Source organism: Asanoa sp. WMMD1127 (assembly GCF_029626225.1).
In the GTDB taxonomy this organism is placed as follows: Bacteria; Actinomycetota; Actinomycetes; order Mycobacteriales; family Micromonosporaceae; genus Asanoa.
Genome location: NZ_JARUBP010000001.1, coordinates 753,726 through 773,228, shown reverse-complemented (window position 1 = coordinate 773,228; position 19,503 = coordinate 753,726). Strand labels below are relative to the sequence as shown.

Here is a 19,503-nt window from a genome sequence, read left to right as displayed (position 1 = left end):
CGTTGTCAGGGCTGGACCAGCGTGGCCACCGCTGAGATGACCAGCGCGCGGCGGGTGGCGGGGTCCTTGGGCGCCGCCAGGTGCATCTCCGGAGTCATCACCGACCACATGTTGGCGAGGGTGAGGACCAGCGCCAGGATCTCGGCGGCCGTGTAGCGGGTGGTCACCTGGCCCGCGGCCTGGGCCTTGGCGATCGCGTCGATCTTGGACTGGTTGGCGTCCAGGACCGCCCTGAGCGGCGGGTGGTCGGCAGCGCGCTCGAGGCGGTGCCAGGTGGCCAGGCGGAGGGCGTCGGGGTGGGTCTGGCCGGCGTCGAACAAGCGGGCCGCGTACTCCGGGAGGTTCGCGGCATCCATCGGGGCCTCGGCGAGGGTCTGGTTGACGATCTGCTCGAAGACCGCGGTGAAGAGGCCCTCCTTGTTGCCGAAGTGGAAATAGATCAGGGCCTTGTTGACGCCCGCGCTGGCCGCGACCCGGTCGACGCGGGCGCCGGCTATGCCGTGCGCGGCGAACTCGCGGTAAGCGGCCTCGACGAGCCGGCGGCGGGTCTCCTGGGCGTCTCCGCTGGGTGGCATGTGGTTCAGGTTACTTGACTAACCGGTTAGTTGACGACTGGGGTGCGGCCCGGTTAACTATCTAGTTAGTCAAGCCCAATCGAAGGAGTGGTCATCATGATCGCGATCGTTACCGGCGGTGCCGCGGGCATCGGGTACGCGACAGCGGCCGGCCTCGCCGATCGCGGCCTGGACGTGCTCATCGCCGGGCGCCGGGCCGATGTGCTCCAGTCGGCCGCTCACCGGCTCCGGGCGACGCACCCGTCCGCGAGGGTCAGCACCGGCGAGCTCGATCTCGCCGACCTGGCGTCGGTGCGGGAGTTCGCCTCGCGGGTCCGCGCCGAACACCCGCGGATCGACGTCCTGGTCAACAACGCCGGTGTGATGGCCGTACCCGAGCGCCGGCTGACCGCCGACGGGTTCGAGCTCACGTTCGGCACCAACCACCTGGGGCACTTCGCGCTGACCGGGCTGCTCCTGCCGGCCCTGCTCGCCGCCCCCGCGCCGCGCGTGGTCACGGTGAGCGCCGTGATCGCCCGGCGGGGCCGCATCGACTTCGACAACCTCGACCTGCACCGCGGCTACCGGCCGATGCGGGCCTACAGCGCGTCCAAGCTGGCCAACGTGGCGTTCGCCCTGGAACTCGCGGCCCGCACCGACCGGTTGCGCAGCATCGGCGTCCACCCGGGCACGGCACCGACCGGCATCCAGCGCCACGTGCCGCCGTGGTTGCGCTTCGTCGCCGACCGTGTGGTCGCCTTGGCCGGCCAGAGCGCGGCGGACGCCGCCCGTCCGTCGCTCCTGGCCGCCACGGACCCGACCATCGCCAGCGGCGCCTACTACGCCCCCAACGGCATCGGCGAGGGCCGCGGCCGCCCGGCGCCGGCCCGGATCCCCGCGGCCGCCCAGGACCCTGAGTTTCGTGCTCGCCTGTGGGCTACATCGGAGCGACTGACCGGAGTGTCCTATGAGCTGGCGTCGTCCCGCGACCGGCCGCACGTCGTCTGAAAGGCTGTGGGTGCGGCGTGGGCTTGGCGTCCTGTCCGCAGAGGATGGCGGTTCGGAGCCGCAGTGGTTGACTTTTCCGCATCGCCTGGCGGGCCGAACCGCTTCCGCGGCTGGCCGGCTTCCCCGGCAGCCAACTGGGCGGCGTCGAGCTGCTCGAATGGGTCGGCCGCGACGTCGCCAACGGCAGCATCGCGGTGGGTTTCCACTTCGCACCATCCTGGCTGACCATCTTCAACGCCCTGGACCAGAACGGCTTCGAATTCGACGAACCCGGCTCCACCTACAGACGCCACCCGGTCGAGACCCAGCGGCGGTGACCACCGCCAAACCTCGTACAGCGGACAGGGGACTGTGACCCATGGCCAGCTCACTTTGACGGCGGGCAGGGCGCCGACCGCGCGACACAGCGACCGGCGGGCCGCAGGCGGTCGTGGGACGGCCCGATGTGCCATGGTGGAGAAGTGAACCGGCTAGCCAACGCCACGTCGCCCTATCTGCTGCAGCATGCCGACAACCCCGTCGACTGGTGGCAGTGGGGAAACGACGCCTTTGCCGAGGCCAAACGGCGGGACGTGCCGGTGATCATTTCGGTGGGCTACGCGGCCTGTCACTGGTGTCATGTGATGGCGCACGAGAGCTTCGAAGATGCCGGTGTGGCCAAGCTGATGAACGACAACTTCGTCAGCGTCAAGGTCGACCGCGAGGAGCGGCCCGACGTCGACGCGGTCTACATGACGGCTACCCAGGCGATGACCGGTCAGGGTGGCTGGCCGATGACGGTGTTCGCGGCGCCCGACGGCACGCCGTTCTTCTGCGGCACCTACTTTCCCAAGGCCAACTTCAGCCGGCTGCTCGAGTCGGTCACCAAAGCCTGGCGCGACCAGCGCGACGATGTCATGCGCCAGGGCGCCGCGGTGGTCGAGGCGGTCGGCGGGGCGCAGGCGCTCGGCGGGATCAGCGCGCCGCTGACCGCGGAGATGCTCGACACCGCGGCGGAGAAACTGGCCACGGAGTACGACAGCGAGAACGGCGGCTTCTCCGGCGCACCGAAGTTCCCGCCGCAGATGAACCTGCTGTTCCTGCTGCGGCACTACCAGCGCACCGGCAGCGAGCAGGCGCTCGAGATCGTGCGGCACACCTGCGAGGCGATGGCCCGCGGCGGCATCTACGACCAGCTGGCCGGCGGGTTCGCGCGCTACTCGGTCGACGCCCGGTGGATCGTGCCGCACTTCGAGAAGATGTTGTACGACAACGGCCTGCTCCTGCGCGTCTACACGCACCTGTGGCGGCTGACCGGCGACCCGCTCGCCCGCCGCATCGCCGACGAGACGGCACAGTTCATCGTCCGCGACCTCGGCACCCCCGAAGGCGGGTTCGCCTCGTCGCTCGACGCCGACACCGACGGCGTGGAGGGCCTCACCTACTCGTGGACCCCGGCCCAACTCGTCGAGGCGCTCGGTCCGGAGGACGGGGCGTACGCCGCCGGTGTCTTCGGTGTCACCGCCGCCGGCACGTTCGAGAAGGGCGCCAGCGTGCTGCGGCTGGCCCGCGACATCGACGACGCCAACCCGCCGGTGGTCGACCGGTGGACCGACGTCCGCGCGCGCCTGCTGGCGGCCCGGGCCCAGCGCCCGCAGCCCGCCCGCGACGACAAGGTGGTCGCGTCCTGGAACGGCCTGGCGATCACCGGCCTGGTCGAGCATTTCATGGCCACCGGCACCGGCGAGTCGCTCGGCGCCGCGGTCCGGGCGGCCGGTCTCATCGCGGACAGGCACGTGGTCGACGGCCGGCTCCGCCGGGTCTCCCGCGACGGCGTGGTCGGCGACCCGCCGGGGGTGCTCGACGACTACGGCGCGATGGCCGAGGCGTTCTGCGCCGTGCACCAGGCCACCCTCGACCCGCGCTGGCTCGACCTCGCCCGCACGCTGCTCGACGCCGCGTTGGCGCACTTCCCGACCGGCAACGGCGGCTACTACGACACCGCCGACGACGCGGAGCGGCTCGTCACCCGGCCGGCCGACCCGACCGACAACGCGACACCGTCCGGGCTGACGGCGCTGGCGGCGGCGCTGACCGCGTTCACCGCGGTGAGCGGCGAGCCCGCCTACCGGGAGGCGGCCGAGGCCGCGCTGGGCACGGTCGCCCCGATCGTCGCCCAGTACCCGCGGTTCTCCGGGTACGCCGCCGCCACCGCGGAGGCACTGCTTTCCGGCCCCTACGAAATCGTCATCGCCACCACCGACGACCCGACCGGCGATCCGCTGGTGGCGACCGCCTACGAGCTCGCCCCGCCGGGCGCCGTGGTGCTGGTCGGGCCGCCGGACGCGCCGGGCGTACCACTGTTGGCTGATCGTCCGTTGCTCGACGGCGCGCCCACGGCGTACGTCTGCCGCGGTTTCGTCTGTGATCGCCCCACGACGGCGGTGGCGGACCTCACCGCGCAGCTCGCCCGTCGGTGACCCCGGGATAGGCTTTCCCGCGCCATGGATTCCCGGACCGGACTGCCTGTCGTCGGCATGGTGGGCGCGGGCCAGCTGGCCCGGATGACCCACCAGGCCGCCATCGCGCTCGGCCAGTCGCTGCGCGTGCTCGCCGCCCACCCCGACGACGGCGCCGCGATGGTCGTCGCCGACGTGCAGATCGGCGAGCACACCGACCTGGCCGCGCTGCGTACCTTCGCCAAGGGTTGTGACGTCGTCACCTTCGACCACGAGCACGTGCCGGAGGCGCACATCCGCGCGCTGGCCGCCGAGGGCGTCAAGGTGTTCCCGTCCGCCGACGCGCTCGTGTTCGCGCAGGACAAGCGGCGCATGCGGGAGCGGCTGTCGGGGCTGGGCGCGCCGGTGCCGCGGTGGCAGCCGATCGCCTCGCCGGCCGACCTGGCCTCGTTCGGCGCGCAGGCCGGCTGGCCGCTGGTGTTGAAGGCGGCCCGGGGCGGCTACGACGGGCGCGGCGTGTGGGTCGTCGACTCGCCCGCCGCGGCTGCCGAGGTCCTGGGCAGCGGGACCGAGCTGATCGCCGAGGAGCTGGTGACGCTGCGGCGCGAGCTGGCGGTGCAGGTGGCGCGGTCGCCGTTCGGCCAGGTGGCCGCGTACCCGGTGGTCGAGACCGTGCAGCGCGACGGCATCAACGTCGAGGTGCTGGCGCCGGCGCCGCTGCTGCCCGAGGACCTCGCGGTCGAGGCGCAGAAGCTGGCGATCGACCTGGCGACGGCGCTCGACGTGGTCGGCCTGCTGGCGGTGGAGCTGTTCGAGACGCCGGGCGGGCTGGTCGTCAACGAGCTGGCCATGCGCCCCCACAACTCCGGCCACTGGACGATCGAGGGCGCTCGCACGTCGCAGTTCGAGCAGCATCTGCGGGCGGTGCTCGACTACCCGCTGGGCGACACGGCGCTGGCGGCGCCCGTCGTGGTCAGCGCCAACGTGCTCGGCGGGCCGGCGGGCGGCATGTCGACCGACGAGCGGCTGCACCACCTGTTCGCCGAGGATCCGGGCGCCCGGGTGCACCTCTACGGCAAGCAGTCGCGGCCCGGCCGCAAGATCGGCCACGTGACGGTTCTCGGCGACGACCTCGAGTCGTTGCGCGCCCGCGCCGCCCGTGCGGCCTGGTGGCTACGCGAAGGGACGCACTGGTGACCGCCGTCGGCGTGATCATGGGCAGCGACTCCGACTGGGCGACGATGCGCGCCGCGGCGGAGGCCCTCGACGAGTTCGGCGTCGCCTACGAGGTCGGCGTCGTCTCCGCCCATCGCACACCCGACAAGATGATCGCGTACGCCCGAACGGCGGCCGACCGTGGCCTCCAGGTGATCATCGCGGGTGCGGGCGGGGCCGCCCACCTGCCGGGCATGGTCGCGTCGGCCACCCCGCTGCCGGTGATCGGCGTCCCGGTGCCGCTGAAATATCTCGACGGCATGGACTCCCTGCTCTCGATCGTGCAGATGCCGGCCGGCGTGCCGGTGGCCACGGTCTCGATCGGCGGCGCCCGCAACGCGGGCCTGCTCGCGGTCCGCATCCTCGCGGCGGCCGATCCGGCCCTGCGGCAACGCATGGTCGACTTCCAGGCGGGCCTCGAGGTGCTGGTCGCCGAGAAGGAAGCGGCGCTCAAGGCCTCCCTGCGCCCGGCGTGACGGCGGCGTGATCCGGCCGCGGTCGGAAGTCGACCTGCGTGGGCTGTCGGTCGGCGCAGCCTGCCGCGGCGCGTCCTAACGCATCCGGCCCAGGCTGCGGATGCGTTCCTGGGCGCGGCGGCGGTTCTCGTTGCTGGCGCCGAGGATCAGCAGGATGACGCCGATCGGCAGGACGACGTAGTACGGGCCGACGCGAGTCACCGTGAAATGGATGGCCGAGATGGCGGTGACCACCGCGCCCACGATGAAGGGCGCCTGCTGCTTGACCATCGAGCCGAAGACCAGCGTCGCCGCCGCCCCGACCAGCAGCAGCAGCTCGCGGGTGTCCGTCGTGTCGCCGATCAGCACGATCACCGTGGTCGGGAGGAAGGCCGCGACCAGGGCCGGTCCGTACGCCACCCAGCTCCCCAGCGACGGCCGCTGCCGCAGCTCGATCAGGCCCGCCACCAGCGCGACCGCCGCGAACGGCAGCGTGTAGGCCTCCAGCAGCCGCACCTCGGCCAGGTCCATCAGCAGCCACCAGGCCGCCACCTCGCAGCCGAGCGCGGTGTAGAAGATGACCCGGCGCCGGGACGCCTGCCGGCCGGGGCGGCCCGCCGCGACGCCGAGCACCGCGCCCCAGGCGGCGAGCAGGCCGGCGAGGTGCGGCCGCGAGTCGAAGGCGAGCGCGAACGCGATCAGGCCGCCCGCGTAGCCGCTCCACTCGACGGTCGTCGCCTCGCGGGACGCCTCGGGCCGGCGCAGCCGGGGCAGCAGTGCGGCGCCGATCAGCAGCGCGGCGCCGACCGCCAGGACGCCGAACGCCGACGTGGTGCGCGGGAGGCCGCCGACGAGGCCGACGGTCAGCACAAAGGCCTGGCCCATGATCGCCGCGAACAGCCAGCCGAGGATGCGGGAGCGCTCGGTCCGCCCGTACAACGCCGCGATCGCGCCCACGAGCACCGCGCTGCCGAGGGTCAGCAGCGTCATCGCGCGGGTGGCGAGGCTGCCGACCAGGCCGGCGTTTCCGGCGGCCAGCCCGATCACGAACGTGGCGATCCGGGCCGTGCGCAGCGACTGCGCCAGCTCCGACTCCGGCGGCGGCGGGGTCAGCGCCAGGCCGAGCATCGCGACCGCGAACACGGCCAGCGCGGCCCGGGTGCTGTGTGGCCAGCCGTAGCCGAGCGACACCGGCGTGATCAGGATGGTGACGGCGATGCCCGGCAGCGCCACCGGCACGGCCCGCAGCGGCCGGCCGCCGGAGAACGCCAGCGCGGCCAGGCCGGCGGCGAGCGTGAGCAGCAGCGCGGCGAGCACATTGGACGGTTCGACGGCGCCCGGCGGTGGGTCGAGCAGCGCCGCCGGCGGGCCCTCCCAGACGCCGTTGAGGACCTGCAGCGGGTCGATCAGGGCGGCGATCAGCGCCGGGCCGAGGGCATAGAGGGCGAACAGCACGCCGGGTACGGCCAGCAGCAGCGCACCCATCGCCGGGTCGAGCGACCACCGCCGGCCGAAGCCTCCGGGCACCCGTCGCCACAGGCCTGATCCGGCCGCGCTCCAGCGGCGGGCCGAGTCGATCTCACCGCTCGGCGGGGCGGTCGACCGCAGCAGCTCCGCGAGGATGCCCAGCATGGCCGCGCCGGCCGCGTAAACCCCCGGGGAGACGTTGGTGGCCAGCGCGGTGCCGGCAGTCACCGTGGCGCCGCCGGCGAGGCCGACGGAGGCATAGGACAGGAACGGCGCCATCCGGGTACGCGACGCCGCCAGCACCGCCATCCCCAGGCTCGAACCGGCCAGGGCGGCGGTCAGCACCACGACGGCCGAGCTCCCCATCGACGCGGCAAAGCCGGCCAGCGCGCCGGGCAGGGCCAGCAACGCGCCACCGAGGGCGAGGCCGCCGATCGTGCTCAGGTGTGGTGGCGCCGCGGCGACCTCGGCCGGCGCCGCGACGGCCGCACCGGTCGGGGTCGGTCGGGGCCGGGTCATCGTGGCGGTCGCCGCGCCGGCGCCGACGCCGACACCGTTGTCGACGACGATCCGTTCGGCGCCGACGGGTGGGGCCGCTTCCGCGCCCGGATAGCCCGACGACTCGGTGGTCGCGCCGGTGCCTCCGCCCGTGGCCACCGGCTCGCGGGGCTCCCCGGGCGGGGTGGCGACGACGTTGCCGGCGAGGGCGGCGACCACCCCGCCGATCAGCACGATGATGGCGAGCGCGGCCGCGGTGGTCCACGGGCGCACCACGCTGGCGCCGACGGCGTGCAGCGCGACGGCAGCGGCCACCCAGATGCGGGCCAGCCCGGCCCGCGGGTCGGCGGCCATCACCGCGGCCACGCCGTAGATGGTGGCGACCGCGCCGCCGACGATGATCGGGGAGTACCACGGCAGCCCGAGCGCGGCCGGCGCCCCGATCGTGGCGAGACCGACGAAGACCGCGGCGACGTCGTAGGACCAGGGGCGGGGCAGCACGATCGCGGCCGCGCCGGCGAGCAGCACCAGGGCGACCGGGGCCTGCCAGGCGCCGCCCGCGTCGGTGCTGCCGGGCCACTGGCTGAGGTCGGCCGACCAGAGCGCGCCCGGGGTCGCCAGGATGCGCAGCCCGCCGGCCAGGCACTGGTAGCCGGCGATCGCCGCGATCACGCCCCCGCCGACGGCGATGCCGAGCGCCGGACCGCGCCGCCAGCCTTCCGGCAGCGCCCGGACGACGATCGCCACCACTAGGATCATCGCGGCCACCGTGGCGATCTCGCCGCCCGGCGCGAGGATCGCGGCGATGCGGGCCAGCGCGCCGATCAGCGCCGTGGTCGCCGCGGCCGACGCGAAGTCGGCGCCGTCCAGCATCCGGTCGGCCCGCCGGCCGTGGTCGATCGACGGGGCCAGGAACAGCAGCACGGCGGCGACCAGCATCAGCGCGCCGACCAGCTTGTCGGCGACGGTGGACTGGCTCGCGGCGAACGCCGTGATCGCCACGGTGATCGCCCCGAGCCCGGTGCCCGCCGTCAGCGGGACGCTGAGCTGCCGCTCGGCGACCTGGTTGAGCGCCGCGAAGCTCAGCGTGGCGCAGACGGCGAGGAAGGCGGTGGCCAGGATCGGCACCGTGGCCGCGTTGGCCGGCACGGTAGCGGCGACGAAGCTCGCCACCGCGCCCGGGAAGGCGAACGCGGCGCCCCCGGCGGCCCACTCGCCGACCGGCTCGGCGCCCGCGTTCTGCGAGCGGAGCGGGGCGCTGCGGGCGGCCGCGGCGATCAGCGCGCCGCTGGCCGCGATCACGAACAGCACCGCGGCGCTGAGCGACGGCCGGGCCGCGGAGGCGCCGGCGGCGGCCAGCCCGACCAGGGCCGCGCCGACGGCGTGGGCGGCGCCGGCTCGCGGGGTGCGGGCCCAGAGCCCGGCCACACCGATGGCGATGGCGGCTATCGCCGGCGGCCACGGCGCGGCGGCCCAGCTGAGGTCGAACGAGGCGGGCGCGGCGAGGGCGGTCAGCGCGGCGCCCGCGACGGCGAGCTCCCGCCGGATCTCCGCCGGCGCGGCCAGCACGGCGGCGACCGTGAGCAGCGCGGCGGCGACCGCGAGCTGCCACTGCGCGGAGCCGATGGCGGCGTCCAGGCGAGCGTCGTACGCCGTCAGGTCCGCGCCCCACATCGGCAGCGCGGCGTCGATCGGCGCGATCGCGGCGCGCAGCGTGTTGCCGGCGACCACCATGCCGATCACCAGCAGCGCCGCGGTCGAGGCGAGCTGCGGGCCCTTTCTGGCGTCGTCGGGCAGCGCACGTATCGCGAAGCCGATCAGCACGATGATCGCCGCCATCACGACGAGCGCGTGCCCGGGCATCGCGACCGCGGCGACCCGACCGGCGGCGCCGACGATGGCCAGCGTCATGATGCCGCCGGCAACGTCGGGCAGGGGCCGGTGGCGCAGCGACATCGAGCCGATCAGGCCGACACCGGCGGCGGTGACCAGCGCGATGCCGGCCACGGTGGCGGCTGGCAGGGTGCGGGCGTCGACGAGCCCGGCCACGGCGTAGATGAGCGCGGCACCGATCGCGATGCCGAACAGCACCCACGACATCTCGCGCAGCCAGCGGGCGGCGACCTCGGTCTGCGGCGGCGGTCCGGACACCGGCGCGTCGACCGGGCCGGCGTCGATCAACACCTCGTCTTCCTCGGCGGCCCCTTCGGGCCGACGCCGCGGCTCTGCCGCGTCCTTCGGCGTCGGGGCGGCCTCCGGAGTTGGCCCGGCGTCCGCGGCCTTCGTCGGCGTCGCGCCGGCGTTCGGGGTTGGCCCGGCGGCCGCACCTTCCTTCGGCGTCGCCGCAGTCTCCGGTGTCGGACCAGCCGTCGGGCCTTGGTCCGGGCCGCCCGCCGGTTCCGTCGCGGCTTTGCCCGTGGGCTCGGCCGGCGCCTCGTCGGTGCGCTGCTTGGGCGGGATCGGTGAGGACACGATCCGCGACACCTTGGGGCCGCCCGTGGCCGGAACCGCCCCGGACGGGCCGCCGGTCGCCGGCTCATCGGTGGCGTCGTCCGAACGCCGCCACGCACGCCCGGTGGTCCCCCGCTTCCCAGAAATCGGCCCCACATCGGCCGGGCCCTCGGAACGGCGCCAGAAGCGCCCGCCAGCGGCGGGCGAATCACCGGCCGGAGCGTCGGTTCGCCGGGAAGGCTCCGCGACGGTTGCCGACCCGTCCGCGCCCGAACCGTCGGCACGCCGCCAGAACCGCCCGGCGGCTGTGGGTGGGGGCTCGTCGGCCGGCGGGACCAGCCGGGCCGACCAGGCCGGGGGGACGAGGGCGCCGAACGCGGCGTACTGCCGGCCCAGCCAGATGTCCAGCGCGGCCACCGCCGCGAGCGAGAAGGCCCAACCCGTCGGCCCCTCGATCCACCGGTGGGTGAGCAGCGGGATCACCGGTTGGAGGGCGAGCACGGTCCCGTACCGCGGCACGCTCAGCCCGGTGGCGCTCGCGTAGACCGCCGCGATGGCCGCTGTCACCGCGAACACGATCCCGGCGAACACGTCGCCCGGCACCGGCCCGACGCGCACGTCCGGCACGAGCCAGAAGGCGTAGCCGATCAGCGGCACCAGCACTAGGCCGACCGCGGAGATGGTCTCGGCGGTCGAGCTCAGCCGTCGGGCCCGCACGAACGGCGCGACGCCCAGCATCAGGGCGGCGGCGCCGGCCAGGATCACGAGCCGGGGGATCGCGTAGGGCGTGACACCGGCGAACACGACCGCCGCCACGCCCAGGAGCAGGGCGCCCAGGCCGAGATAGACGTTCTGGATCTCGCGGGTGGAGGCCTCTTCGCGTACGCCGTCGTCGTCGAGGTCCTGCACCCGCGGCGGCGGAGGCGGCTCCGGTGTCGGTGGCGTGCCCCCGGCGGGCTGCTGTCGGGGAATCCGCGGGCCGGTGGGGTCCGCGGTCGGCGGGCGGCGGAACACCCGCTTGCGCAGCACCTTGCGCGGCTTCTTGATCTGCTCCTTGAGCCGCTCCTGGTTGGCCGCGTTGAGGATGTCGCGCTGGAACTGCGCGGCCTGCATCCGCTGTGCCAGCAGCCGCTGCTCACGGACGAGCTGGATGTCCTTGCGTCGGATCTCGGAGATCTCGCGCTCGATGCGCGACACCTCGTCGGCCCACCGGCCCTGTTGCGCGTTGCAATAGGGGCACCGGGGCGCGGGGTCGATCTCCCGGCCGCAGGAGGGACAGGGATACCTTTCCATCGCACCTCTCCGCGGCAGGACAGTGACGCCTATACCGAAGCATGCCCATACCGGACGTCGATTGAACAGTCCCTTTGGGCGTGTCCGGACGCGACACCCGAAATCGGTGACGTCCCTCCAATGTGAAAGGGCGCCCCCGGGGTACGGAACCCCGGAAGCGCCCTTCGGCGAAACGGACTGTTACGGGCGGCCCATGCCCCGGTAGACCCAGCCGGCCTGGGTCCACAGCGCCGGGTCGAGGCAGTTGCGGCCGTCGATCACCTTCTTGCCGGCGACCAGCTCACCGAGCGCCACCGGGTCGGCGTTGCGGAAGTCCGCCCACTCGGTCAGCACGCAGACCAGGTCGGCCTCGCGCACGGCGTCGTTGAGCGTCGGCTCGTACGTCAGGTCGGGCGCGGCCTTCTTGGCGTTGTCCATGCCCTCGGGGTCGTAGACCCGCACGTCGGCGCCGGCCTTGAGCAGGAGCCCGGCGACCGCCAGCGAGGGCGCGTCGCGGATGTCGTCGGAGTTGGGCTTGAAGGTGGCGCCGAGCACCGCGATCTTGGCGCCGGACAGGTCCGGGCCCGCCGGGCCGGAGCGGCGGCCGAGCAGGTCGGCGGCCAGGTTGAGCACCCGGGTGCGGCGGCGCAGGTTGATCAGGTCGACCTCGTGCAGGAACCGCAGCGCCTCGCCGGCGCCCAGCTCCTGGGCCCGCGCCTGGAACGCGCGGATGTCCTTGGGCAGGCAGCCGCCGCCGAAGCCGACACCGGCCTGGAGGAACCGGTTGCCGATGCGCGGGTCGTAGCCGATCGCCCGGGACAGCTGGGTGACGTCACCGCCGGCGACCTCGCAGACCTCGGCCATCGCGTTGATGAACGAGATCTTGGTGGCCAGGAACGCGTTGGCGGCGACCTTGACCAGCTCGGCCGTCGCGAAGTCGGTGATGACCAGCGGGACCTCGCGGTCCTCGGTCGCGGCCAGGTCGAAGACGCCCTTGTGCGCCGAGTAGAGCAGGCCGTTGGCCCAGTCGCTCTTCACGCCGACGACGATCCGGTTGGGCCGCAGCACGTCCTCGACGGCGAAGCCCTCCTGCAGGAACTCGGGGCTCCAGGCGACCTCGACGCCGAGCTCCGGCGCGACGTGCTTGCCGACGAGCTGCTCGATCCACTCGGCGGTGCCGACCGGAACCGTGGACTTGCCGACGATCAGCGCCTTGCGGGTCATGTGCTGGGTCAGCGCCACGACCGAGCCCTCGACGTAGCTCAGGTCGGCGCCCATCCCGTCGCCCCGCTGCGGGGTGCCGACGCAGATGAAGTGGACGTCGCCGAAGTCGGCGGCTTCCTTGTAGTCGGTGGAGAACCGCAGGCGGCCGGCGGCGATGTTGCGGCGCAGCAGCTCGTCAAGACCGGGCTCGTGGAACGGCACGACGCCGGACGCCAGGCCGGCGATCTTCGCCTCGTCGACGTCGACGCCCAGCACCTCGTAGCCGAGTTCGGCGTAGCAGATGGCGTACGTCGCACCCAGGTAACCGGTGCCGAGGAAGGTCAGCCGCGGGCGGGCCGCGCCGGACGGGGGTGTCACCGCCGCGATCGCCGGCATGGGCTGGGTGTTCGGGTACGGGATCGTCACGCCTTGGTTCTCCGCTCACGCTCGGCGGCGCTTCTTCGCGCCACGTCGGTTGTCGGGGCTGGCCGCGCCCGCACGGCGCGTCAGTTAGGACATTTTCTTGTATCCCCGCCACTGGGCGGGCTCGCCTGCGGTTCGCCCGCGCAGGCGAGGATAGTGCGTGAGCCTACCCACTGTGCATCCGAGCCGACGTTACCGGTCGGTATCCTCTGCACTGGGCCAGATAGACGCATGCCCGACGCACGCTACCGGTGGCGCTCACCGCCGGCCAAGGGGAGGGCCGCAATCATGACAAACGCTTCGTTCGATGTTTACCAACTACCCGAAGAGCATCGGACTATTCGGGCGGCGGTCCGCGAGGTGTGCGACGCCAAGGTCGCGCCCAACGCCGCGGACGCGGACGAAACCGGCGAGTTCCCCAAGGCGTCGTACGAGGCCCTGCGCGCGGCCGACTTCCACGCGCCGCACATCCCGGTGGAATACGGCGGCGCCGGCGCGGACGCCCTGGCCACCGCGATCGTGATCGAGGAGGTGGCCCGCGCCTGCGCGGCGTCATCGCTGATCCCCGCCGTCAACAAGCTGGGCACGATGCCGTTGCTGCTGGCCGGATCCGACGCCGTCAAGGCCGAGTTCCTTCCGCCGGTCGCGCGCGGCGAGGCGATGTTCTCCTACTGCCTCTCGGAGCCCGAGGCGGGCAGTGACGCGGTGTCGATGACGACCCGGGCCGAGCGCGTCGGTGACGGCTGGGTGCTCAACGGCGTGAAGCGCTGGATCACCAACGCCGGTGTGTCGGAGTTCTACACCGTCTTCGCGGTCACCGAGCCCGGCGCGCGGTCGCGCGGCATATCCGCGTTCGTGGTGTCCAAGTCGGATGCCGGTGTGTCGTTCGGCGCGCCGGAGAAGAAGCTCGGCATCAAGGGCTCACCGACTCGCGAAGTTTACTTCGACAATGTGCATATTCCGGATTCGCGGATTATAGGCGAGCCCGGCACCGGTTTCGCGACCGCGATGCGCACCCTTGACCACACCCGGGTCACCATCGCCGCGCAAGCCGTCGGCATCGCGTCGGGCGCGCTCGACTACGCCCTCGGCTACGTCCAGGAGCGCCGCCAGTTCGGCAAGCCGATCGCCGACTTCCAGGGTGTGCAGTTCATGCTCGCCGACATGGGGATGAAGCTGACGGCCGCCCGGGAGCTGACCTATGCCGCGGCCGGCCGCTCCGAGCGGGCCGACGCCGACCTGACCTACTTCGGCGCGGCCGCGAAGTGCTTCGCCTCCGACGCCGCCATGGAGATCACCACCGACGCGGTCCAGCTGCTCGGCGGCTACGGCTACACCCGCGACTACCCGCTCGAGCGGATGATGCGCGACGCCAAGATCACGCAGATCTACGAGGGCACCAACCAGGTGCAGCGGGTCGTGATGGCCCGCCAGCTGCTGGCCGGCTGACGGTCGTCAGCGTCAGCTCAGCCGGGTCGTCGCGTCCGGGTCCGACGGGGGCGAGGTCGGGGTCGCATGACCCGGCGGGGGGTACGCCGCCGGCGGCGGCGGTGTGCCCCGCAGCGGCCGGGTGCCGCTGTCGTCACTGGGCTCGTCGGCGGCTGGTTCGGCCCGCGGCGACAGCAGCGTCGTCTCCTCGTCGGCTGATCGGGACGGCAGGACCGTCGTCTTCTCGTCGTCGTCCGGCGCATCGGGCCGGCGCAGCAGCGTCGTCTCCTCGTCGCCGTCTCCGGCGGCCGGCGGGGCGGCCTCCTCGGTCGGCCGGCGCAGGAGGGTCGTGTCCTCGTCGCCGTCCGCGGTGGCCGGCGGCTCCGCGCGCGGCGTCAGCCGCGTGGTCTCGTCCGTCGCTTCCGAAGCGGTGAGGCGGGTCGTGTCGTCCGCGGGTGCGGCCGGCGGCGGGACGCTGAACCGGGTGGTTTCGTCCGCGGGCGGCGGCGGTGGTGGGGCGCTGAGCCGGGTCGTCTCGTCCGCGGGCGGCGGCGGTGGTGGTGGGGCGCTGAGCCGGGTGGTGGCCTCGGTGGCGTCCGCGGCCTCGTCGGCGCCCGGCTGACGCGGCACGTGCGGCGTGAACTGCGGCGGTGGCGGCGGCGGAGTCGCGGGCGGTCGCCCGGCCGGACCCTGCGTCGGCGGCCCGGCCGGTGGAGGGCTGAACGACCCGGAATGCCCCACCGGCGGCGCGGGCGCAGGACTGAACGGTGCCGAGGCAGGGCCGGGCACGCCGCTGGTCGGCGCCGACGGCCCGTAGCCCGGCGCACCGCTGGTCGGCGCTGGCGCCCCAAAACCTGGCGCGCCGCTGGTCGGCGCTGGCGCGCCGCTGGTCGGCGCTGGCGCGCCGACCCCACCCACCGGAGCGCCAGAAGTCGGCGGGCCCCAGGGAGCCGGTGCCCCCGACGTCGGCGCCGGAGTGACGGTGGCCGGCGCCGGTCCGCCGCGCCCCGGTCCGTAGATCGCCGCCGTCGCATAGGGCCCAGGATCGAAGCCGGGCGCCCCCGGATGCGGGGGCGGCGGAGGCGGAGGCGGGTAACCCGGCGCCCCCGCCACGGCGGCACCCGGATAGACGGGCGGCTGGCCAACCGGCTGCTGGCCGGCGGGCGAAGGATGCCGCCGCCACCGCCGCGGGCTGGTCACGGTGAGCAACAGCAGCGTGCCGACTACGGGCCCGAGGCCGACCACGGGATTGGCCAGCCCCGCCGATCGGTCGAACACGTCGACCGTCGAAAGGTCACGAAACAGCCCCGCGTCCTGCGCGGCCCAGAGGCTGGTCACGATGAAGGCCACCCCGACCACGGCCGGCCCGACCGGCGACAGCCGCGTCATGACGAGCAGCGTGAGCAGCACCCCCGCCGCGGCCAAGGCGGCGTAGCCACCGACCACACGCAGGTCGACCCCGCCGGGCCCGGTCGCGACCTCGCTCATCCCGTAGCCGGCCAGCACCCAGATCGCGGGGCCCAGCACCAGTGACAGGAGCAGCGATCCGAGGTGACGCATCGGGCCTCCCGCGGGTAGGTGAGGCGCACGCTACCCCGGGTGGCAGGCGAACTCTGTCGCCTATTCGGCCCTACCCTCCGACCGGTAGGGCGCGGGCGGCGACGCCCAGGGTGAGGTGCCGGCGGTGGGCGCGCCACCGAACGGCTGCTCCGACCGCGGCGCGGGCACGTCGGCCGGCGGGTAGGCCAGCGACGGCGGCCGCGTGTCGGGGTCGGACGGGTAGCCGCCGCCGAACAGGTCGGGGTCGGTGTCGTCCACTCCGGACCGGTCCGCGGTGGCGGCGACGCCGAGCGGCCAGCGGCGCCACCGCTGCACGCTGAACGCCGCCATGGCCAGCAGCAGGCCTAGGAAGAAAAGCGTGCCGTTGTCTAGCGGCAGGCGCAGCGGCAGCGGGTCGCCGAAGAGCCGCCAGCCGCCCGGCACCGCGGAACGCACCCGCAGCGGCGCGATGAACATCCCGACGTACGGCGCCATCAGCAGCAGCCCCGCGACCAGCGGGCCGAGCGGCGACCAGCGCAGCGTGGCGAGCACGCCGATCACGACGCCGGCGGCGCCGAGGTAGACCGCGGGCTCGATCAGCCGCGCCGTGTTGAACGTCGACGTCTCGGCCCAGGTGGTGATCGTCGAGTTCGATCCGTCCTGGCCGAGCGCGAGCAGGATCCAGGCCAGCGGCGCGACCACGATGCCGGCGAGCAGGCTCCACAGATGACGCACGCGAGCACCGTACCGGAGCGGCTCTGACCCGTGAATGTGTGCGTGGGACCTACATGTCTGCCTGCCTCGATGGGGGAGGATGGCCGGATGAGCAACGAGGTGCTGTGGACGCCGCCGTCCGACGTACGCGAGACCAGCCGGATCGGCCACTACCTGCGGTGGCTCGAGCGCGAGCGGGGTCTGGCGTTCGCCGACTACGAGGCGCTGCGGCACTGGTCGGTCACCGACCTGGCGGGCTTCTGGAGCTCGATCTGGGACTACTTCGAGGTGGTCGCCCACACCCCGCCGACGGAGACGGTCGGTGACCGGCACATGCCCGGGGCCCGCTGGTTCCCCGGCGCGACGCTCAACTACGCGGAGAACGTGCTGCGGATGCCCGGCCGGGCCGGCGACGACCCCGCCGTGATCGCGCACGGCCAGACCCGTGCGCCCGTCACGCTGAGCAAAGACGAGCTGCGCGAGGCCGTACGCCGGTGCGCCGCGGGACTGCGCCGCCTCGGTGTCGGACCGGGTGACCGGGTCGCCGCGTACGCACCGAACATCCCGGAGACGTACGTGCTGATGCTGGCGACCGCCAGCCTGGGCGCGATCTTCTCCTCCTGCGCGCCCGAGTTCGGCACCCGCAGCGTCTGTGACCGCTGGCAGCAGATCGAGCCGCGGGTGCTGGTCGCCGTCGACGGCTACCGCTACGGCGACAAGCCGGTCGACCGCCGGGCCGAGGTGGCCGCGATCCGCGATGCGCTGCCCTCGGTCGAGCACCTGGTGATGATCGACTACCTGGAGCCGGGCGCCGGGTCGGGCTGGAGCGAGCTGACCGCGCCGACGGACGAGCCGCTCACCTTCGCGGCGGTGCCGTTCGACCACCCGCTCTACGTGCTCTATTCCTCGGGCACCACCGGCCTGCCGAAGCCGATCGTCCACGGGCACGGCGGCATCCTGCTCGAGCACCTCAAGATGCTGGCGCTGCACCACGACCTCGGCCCGGCCGACCGGTTCTTCTGGTTCACCACCACCGGCTGGATGATGTGGAACTTCCTCGTCTCCGGCCCGGCGGTCGGCGCGACGATCGTGCTGTTCGACGGCAACCCGGGCGCGCCGAGCCTCGACACGCTGTGGGCGCTGGCGCAGGACTCCCGGATGACCTATTTCGGGACGTCGGCCCCCTTCCTGCTGGCCTGCCGCAAGTCGGCTCTGGTGCCGCGGGCCGACCACGACCTGACCGCGTTGCGCGGGCTCGGTTCGACCGGCGCGCCCCTGCCGCCCGAGGGCTTCGAGTGGGTGTACGACGCGGTCAGCCCCACTCTGCAGCTCCAGTCGCTGTCCGGCGGCACCGACGTCTGCACGGGCTTCGTCGGCGGGGTCCCGCTGCTACCGGTGCGGTCCGGCGAGATCGCGTGCCGGGCGCTGGGCGCGGCGGTCGAGGCGTACGCGCCCGACGGCACCCCGGTGCTCGACCAGCTCGGCGAGCTCGTGATCACCGAGCCGATGCCGAGCATGCCGGTCGGCTTCTGGAACGACCCGGACGGCAGCCGCTACCGGGAGGCGTACTTCGACGTCTATCCCGGTGTCTGGCGGCACGGCGACTGGATCACGATCAACGACCACGGCGGCTGCGTGATCACCGGGCGCTCCGACGCCACGCTCAACCGGGGCGGCGTGCGGCTGGGCACCGCCGAGTTCTACTCCGTCGTCGAAGGGCTGCCGGAGATCGCCGACTCGCTGGTCGTACACCTGGAAGACAACGAAGGCGGTGCCGGTGAGCTGCTGCTGTTCGTGGTCACCGCCGACGGCCGCGACCTGGACGGCCCGCTGACAGCCAAGATCGCCAAAGAGCTGCGCACCGCCCTGTCGCCGCGGCACGTGCCGGACGCGGTCTACCGGATCACCGGCGTCCCGCGCACGCTGAGCGGCAAGAAGCTCGAGGTGCCGGTCAAGAAGATCCTCACCGGGGCGCCCGTGGAGGCGGCGGCGGCCAAGGGCGCGCTGGCCAACCCGGAGTCGCTGGCCGAGTTCGAGAAGCTGGCCCGCGACGGGGTCAGCTGAGGTCGCGGGTGACCTGCTCGCTGGCTATCCGGTCGGCGAGCTTGGCCCGGTCGAGGTTGCCGCACAGCACGATGCTGGCCCCGGCGGCCAGCGGCACCAGCAGCCAGTCGCGCGGGTCGGGATGCCGGCCGGCGTCGATCAGCACGCGGTCGCCCGGCACGAGACCGAACGGATCGGCCGGGTGCCAGTCCGAAGCACCACGGGGGTACGCGGCGAAGACGTCACCGTAGGCCCGGACCGCGACCGTGTAGTCCTGCCAGCCGGCCGGCACGTCGCGCATCGGCAGGGCGAGCGGGTGCAGTGACAGCGCGTAGCGGTCGCCGGCCGACCAGCCCGCGGCCTCGGCGATCCGGCCCTCGGCGGCGAACAGCACGTCGACCGGCTGCTGCTCGGCGGTGACCTCGACGCCGGCGGCCCAGCAGCCGAGCAGGACGGCGGCGGTCTGCCAGTGCGGAGGGAGCAGCACGCCGGCCCGGTCGCCCTCGCCCAGCCCCGCGCCGTCGACGAGCAGGTTGGCGGTCTTCGCGACCCAATTGTCGAGAGTGGCTCCGGATAGCTCGGTGCGCTCGCCCGTGGCGTCGTCGTACCAGGTCAAAAGGGGTCTTGTCGGATCTCTCCGGATTGCCGCCGCGAACATCCGGGCGATTCCGTCAGCGCTCACTTCGACCATCGGTCGCACCTTACCGGTTAGCCATCGATCGTTCGCCGTGTCGTGACGGTGTCACCGGCTCCGACCGGTCGGCGACCCAGCGTAGGCTTGGGGCCATAGTGGCC

General features: G+C 73.6%; 13 protein-coding genes. 7 read left to right on the top strand and 6 right to left on the bottom strand.

Annotation, left to right across the window (positions count from 1 at the left end):
- Positions 1-5 precede the first annotated feature (5 nt).
- Complete coding sequence (locus tag O7635_RS03775; protein ID WP_278079005.1) at positions 6-575, bottom strand: TetR family transcriptional regulator; 570 nt, start codon at positions 573-575, stop codon at positions 6-8.
- 96 nt (positions 576-671) lie between these two features.
- Between O7635_RS03775 and O7635_RS03770 the strand changes: the two genes are divergently transcribed.
- The 5 genes from O7635_RS03770 (at position 672) to purE (ending at position 5,691) form a co-directional block, all read left to right on the top strand.
- Positions 672-1,562 carry an oxidoreductase gene (locus tag O7635_RS03770; RefSeq protein WP_278079004.1) on the top strand — a complete coding sequence of 297 codons (891 nt, stop codon included), beginning with the start codon at positions 672-674 and terminating at the stop codon, positions 1,560-1,562.
- Positions 1,563-1,756: 194 nt separating this feature from the next.
- Complete coding sequence (locus O7635_RS03765) at positions 1,757-1,879, top strand: hypothetical protein (protein ID WP_278079003.1); 123 nt, start codon at positions 1,757-1,759, stop codon at positions 1,877-1,879.
- Positions 1,880-2,023: 144 nt separating this feature from the next.
- Entirely contained in the window at positions 2,024-4,021 is a 1,998-nt protein-coding gene (locus O7635_RS03760) for a thioredoxin domain-containing protein (RefSeq protein WP_278079002.1), read from the top strand.
- Positions 4,022-4,045: 24 nt separating this feature from the next.
- Entirely contained in the window at positions 4,046-5,197 is a 1,152-nt protein-coding gene (locus tag O7635_RS03755; RefSeq protein WP_278079001.1) for a 5-(carboxyamino)imidazole ribonucleotide synthase, read from the top strand.
- Positions 5,194-5,691: a 5-(carboxyamino)imidazole ribonucleotide mutase gene (gene purE, locus O7635_RS03750; RefSeq protein ID WP_278079000.1), complete on the top strand. Its 498-nt coding sequence runs from the start codon at positions 5,194-5,196 to the stop codon at positions 5,689-5,691. The genes O7635_RS03755 and purE overlap by 4 nt, the downstream gene beginning before the upstream one ends.
- A 75-nt stretch (positions 5,692-5,766) precedes the next feature.
- On the opposite strand, the gene O7635_RS03745 is transcribed toward purE, so the two are convergent.
- The gene (locus tag O7635_RS03745) at positions 5,767-11,283 is read right to left on the bottom strand and encodes a permease (RefSeq protein ID WP_278078999.1); all 5,517 of its coding nucleotides are present in this window, start codon (positions 11,281-11,283) and stop codon (positions 5,767-5,769) included.
- Between the two features lie 276 nt (positions 11,284-11,559).
- Positions 11,560-12,987 (bottom strand): UDP-glucose/GDP-mannose dehydrogenase family protein, encoded by a 1,428-nt coding sequence (locus O7635_RS03740; RefSeq protein ID WP_278078998.1) that lies wholly within the window; start codon positions 12,985-12,987, stop codon positions 11,560-11,562.
- 285 nt (positions 12,988-13,272) lie between these two features.
- On the opposite strand from O7635_RS03740, the gene O7635_RS03735 reads away from it, so the two are divergent.
- Complete coding sequence (locus O7635_RS03735; RefSeq protein ID WP_278078997.1) at positions 13,273-14,433, top strand: acyl-CoA dehydrogenase family protein; 1,161 nt, start codon at positions 13,273-13,275, stop codon at positions 14,431-14,433.
- A gap of 12 nt (positions 14,434-14,445) precedes the next feature.
- On the opposite strand, the gene O7635_RS03730 is transcribed toward O7635_RS03735, so the two are convergent.
- Both O7635_RS03730 and O7635_RS03725 read right to left on the bottom strand, forming a co-directional pair.
- Positions 14,446-15,972: a hypothetical protein gene (locus O7635_RS03730; protein ID WP_278078996.1), complete on the bottom strand. Its 1,527-nt coding sequence runs from the start codon at positions 15,970-15,972 to the stop codon at positions 14,446-14,448.
- A 60-nt stretch (positions 15,973-16,032) separates the two neighbouring features.
- The gene (locus O7635_RS03725) at positions 16,033-16,653 is read right to left on the bottom strand and encodes a hypothetical protein (RefSeq protein ID WP_278085361.1); all 621 of its coding nucleotides are present in this window, start codon (positions 16,651-16,653) and stop codon (positions 16,033-16,035) included.
- A 120-nt stretch (positions 16,654-16,773) separates the two neighbouring features.
- On the opposite strand from O7635_RS03725, the gene O7635_RS03720 reads away from it, so the two are divergent.
- Positions 16,774-18,729 (top strand): acetoacetate--CoA ligase, encoded by a 1,956-nt coding sequence (locus O7635_RS03720; RefSeq protein ID WP_278078995.1) that lies wholly within the window; start codon positions 16,774-16,776, stop codon positions 18,727-18,729.
- On the opposite strand, the gene O7635_RS03715 is transcribed toward O7635_RS03720, so the two are convergent.
- Positions 18,722-19,399 (bottom strand): TIGR03089 family protein, encoded by a 678-nt coding sequence (locus tag O7635_RS03715; RefSeq protein ID WP_278078994.1) that lies wholly within the window; start codon positions 19,397-19,399, stop codon positions 18,722-18,724. The two genes, O7635_RS03720 and O7635_RS03715, sit on opposite strands and share 8 nt — an antisense overlap.
- Positions 19,400-19,503: the final 104 nt, after the last annotated feature.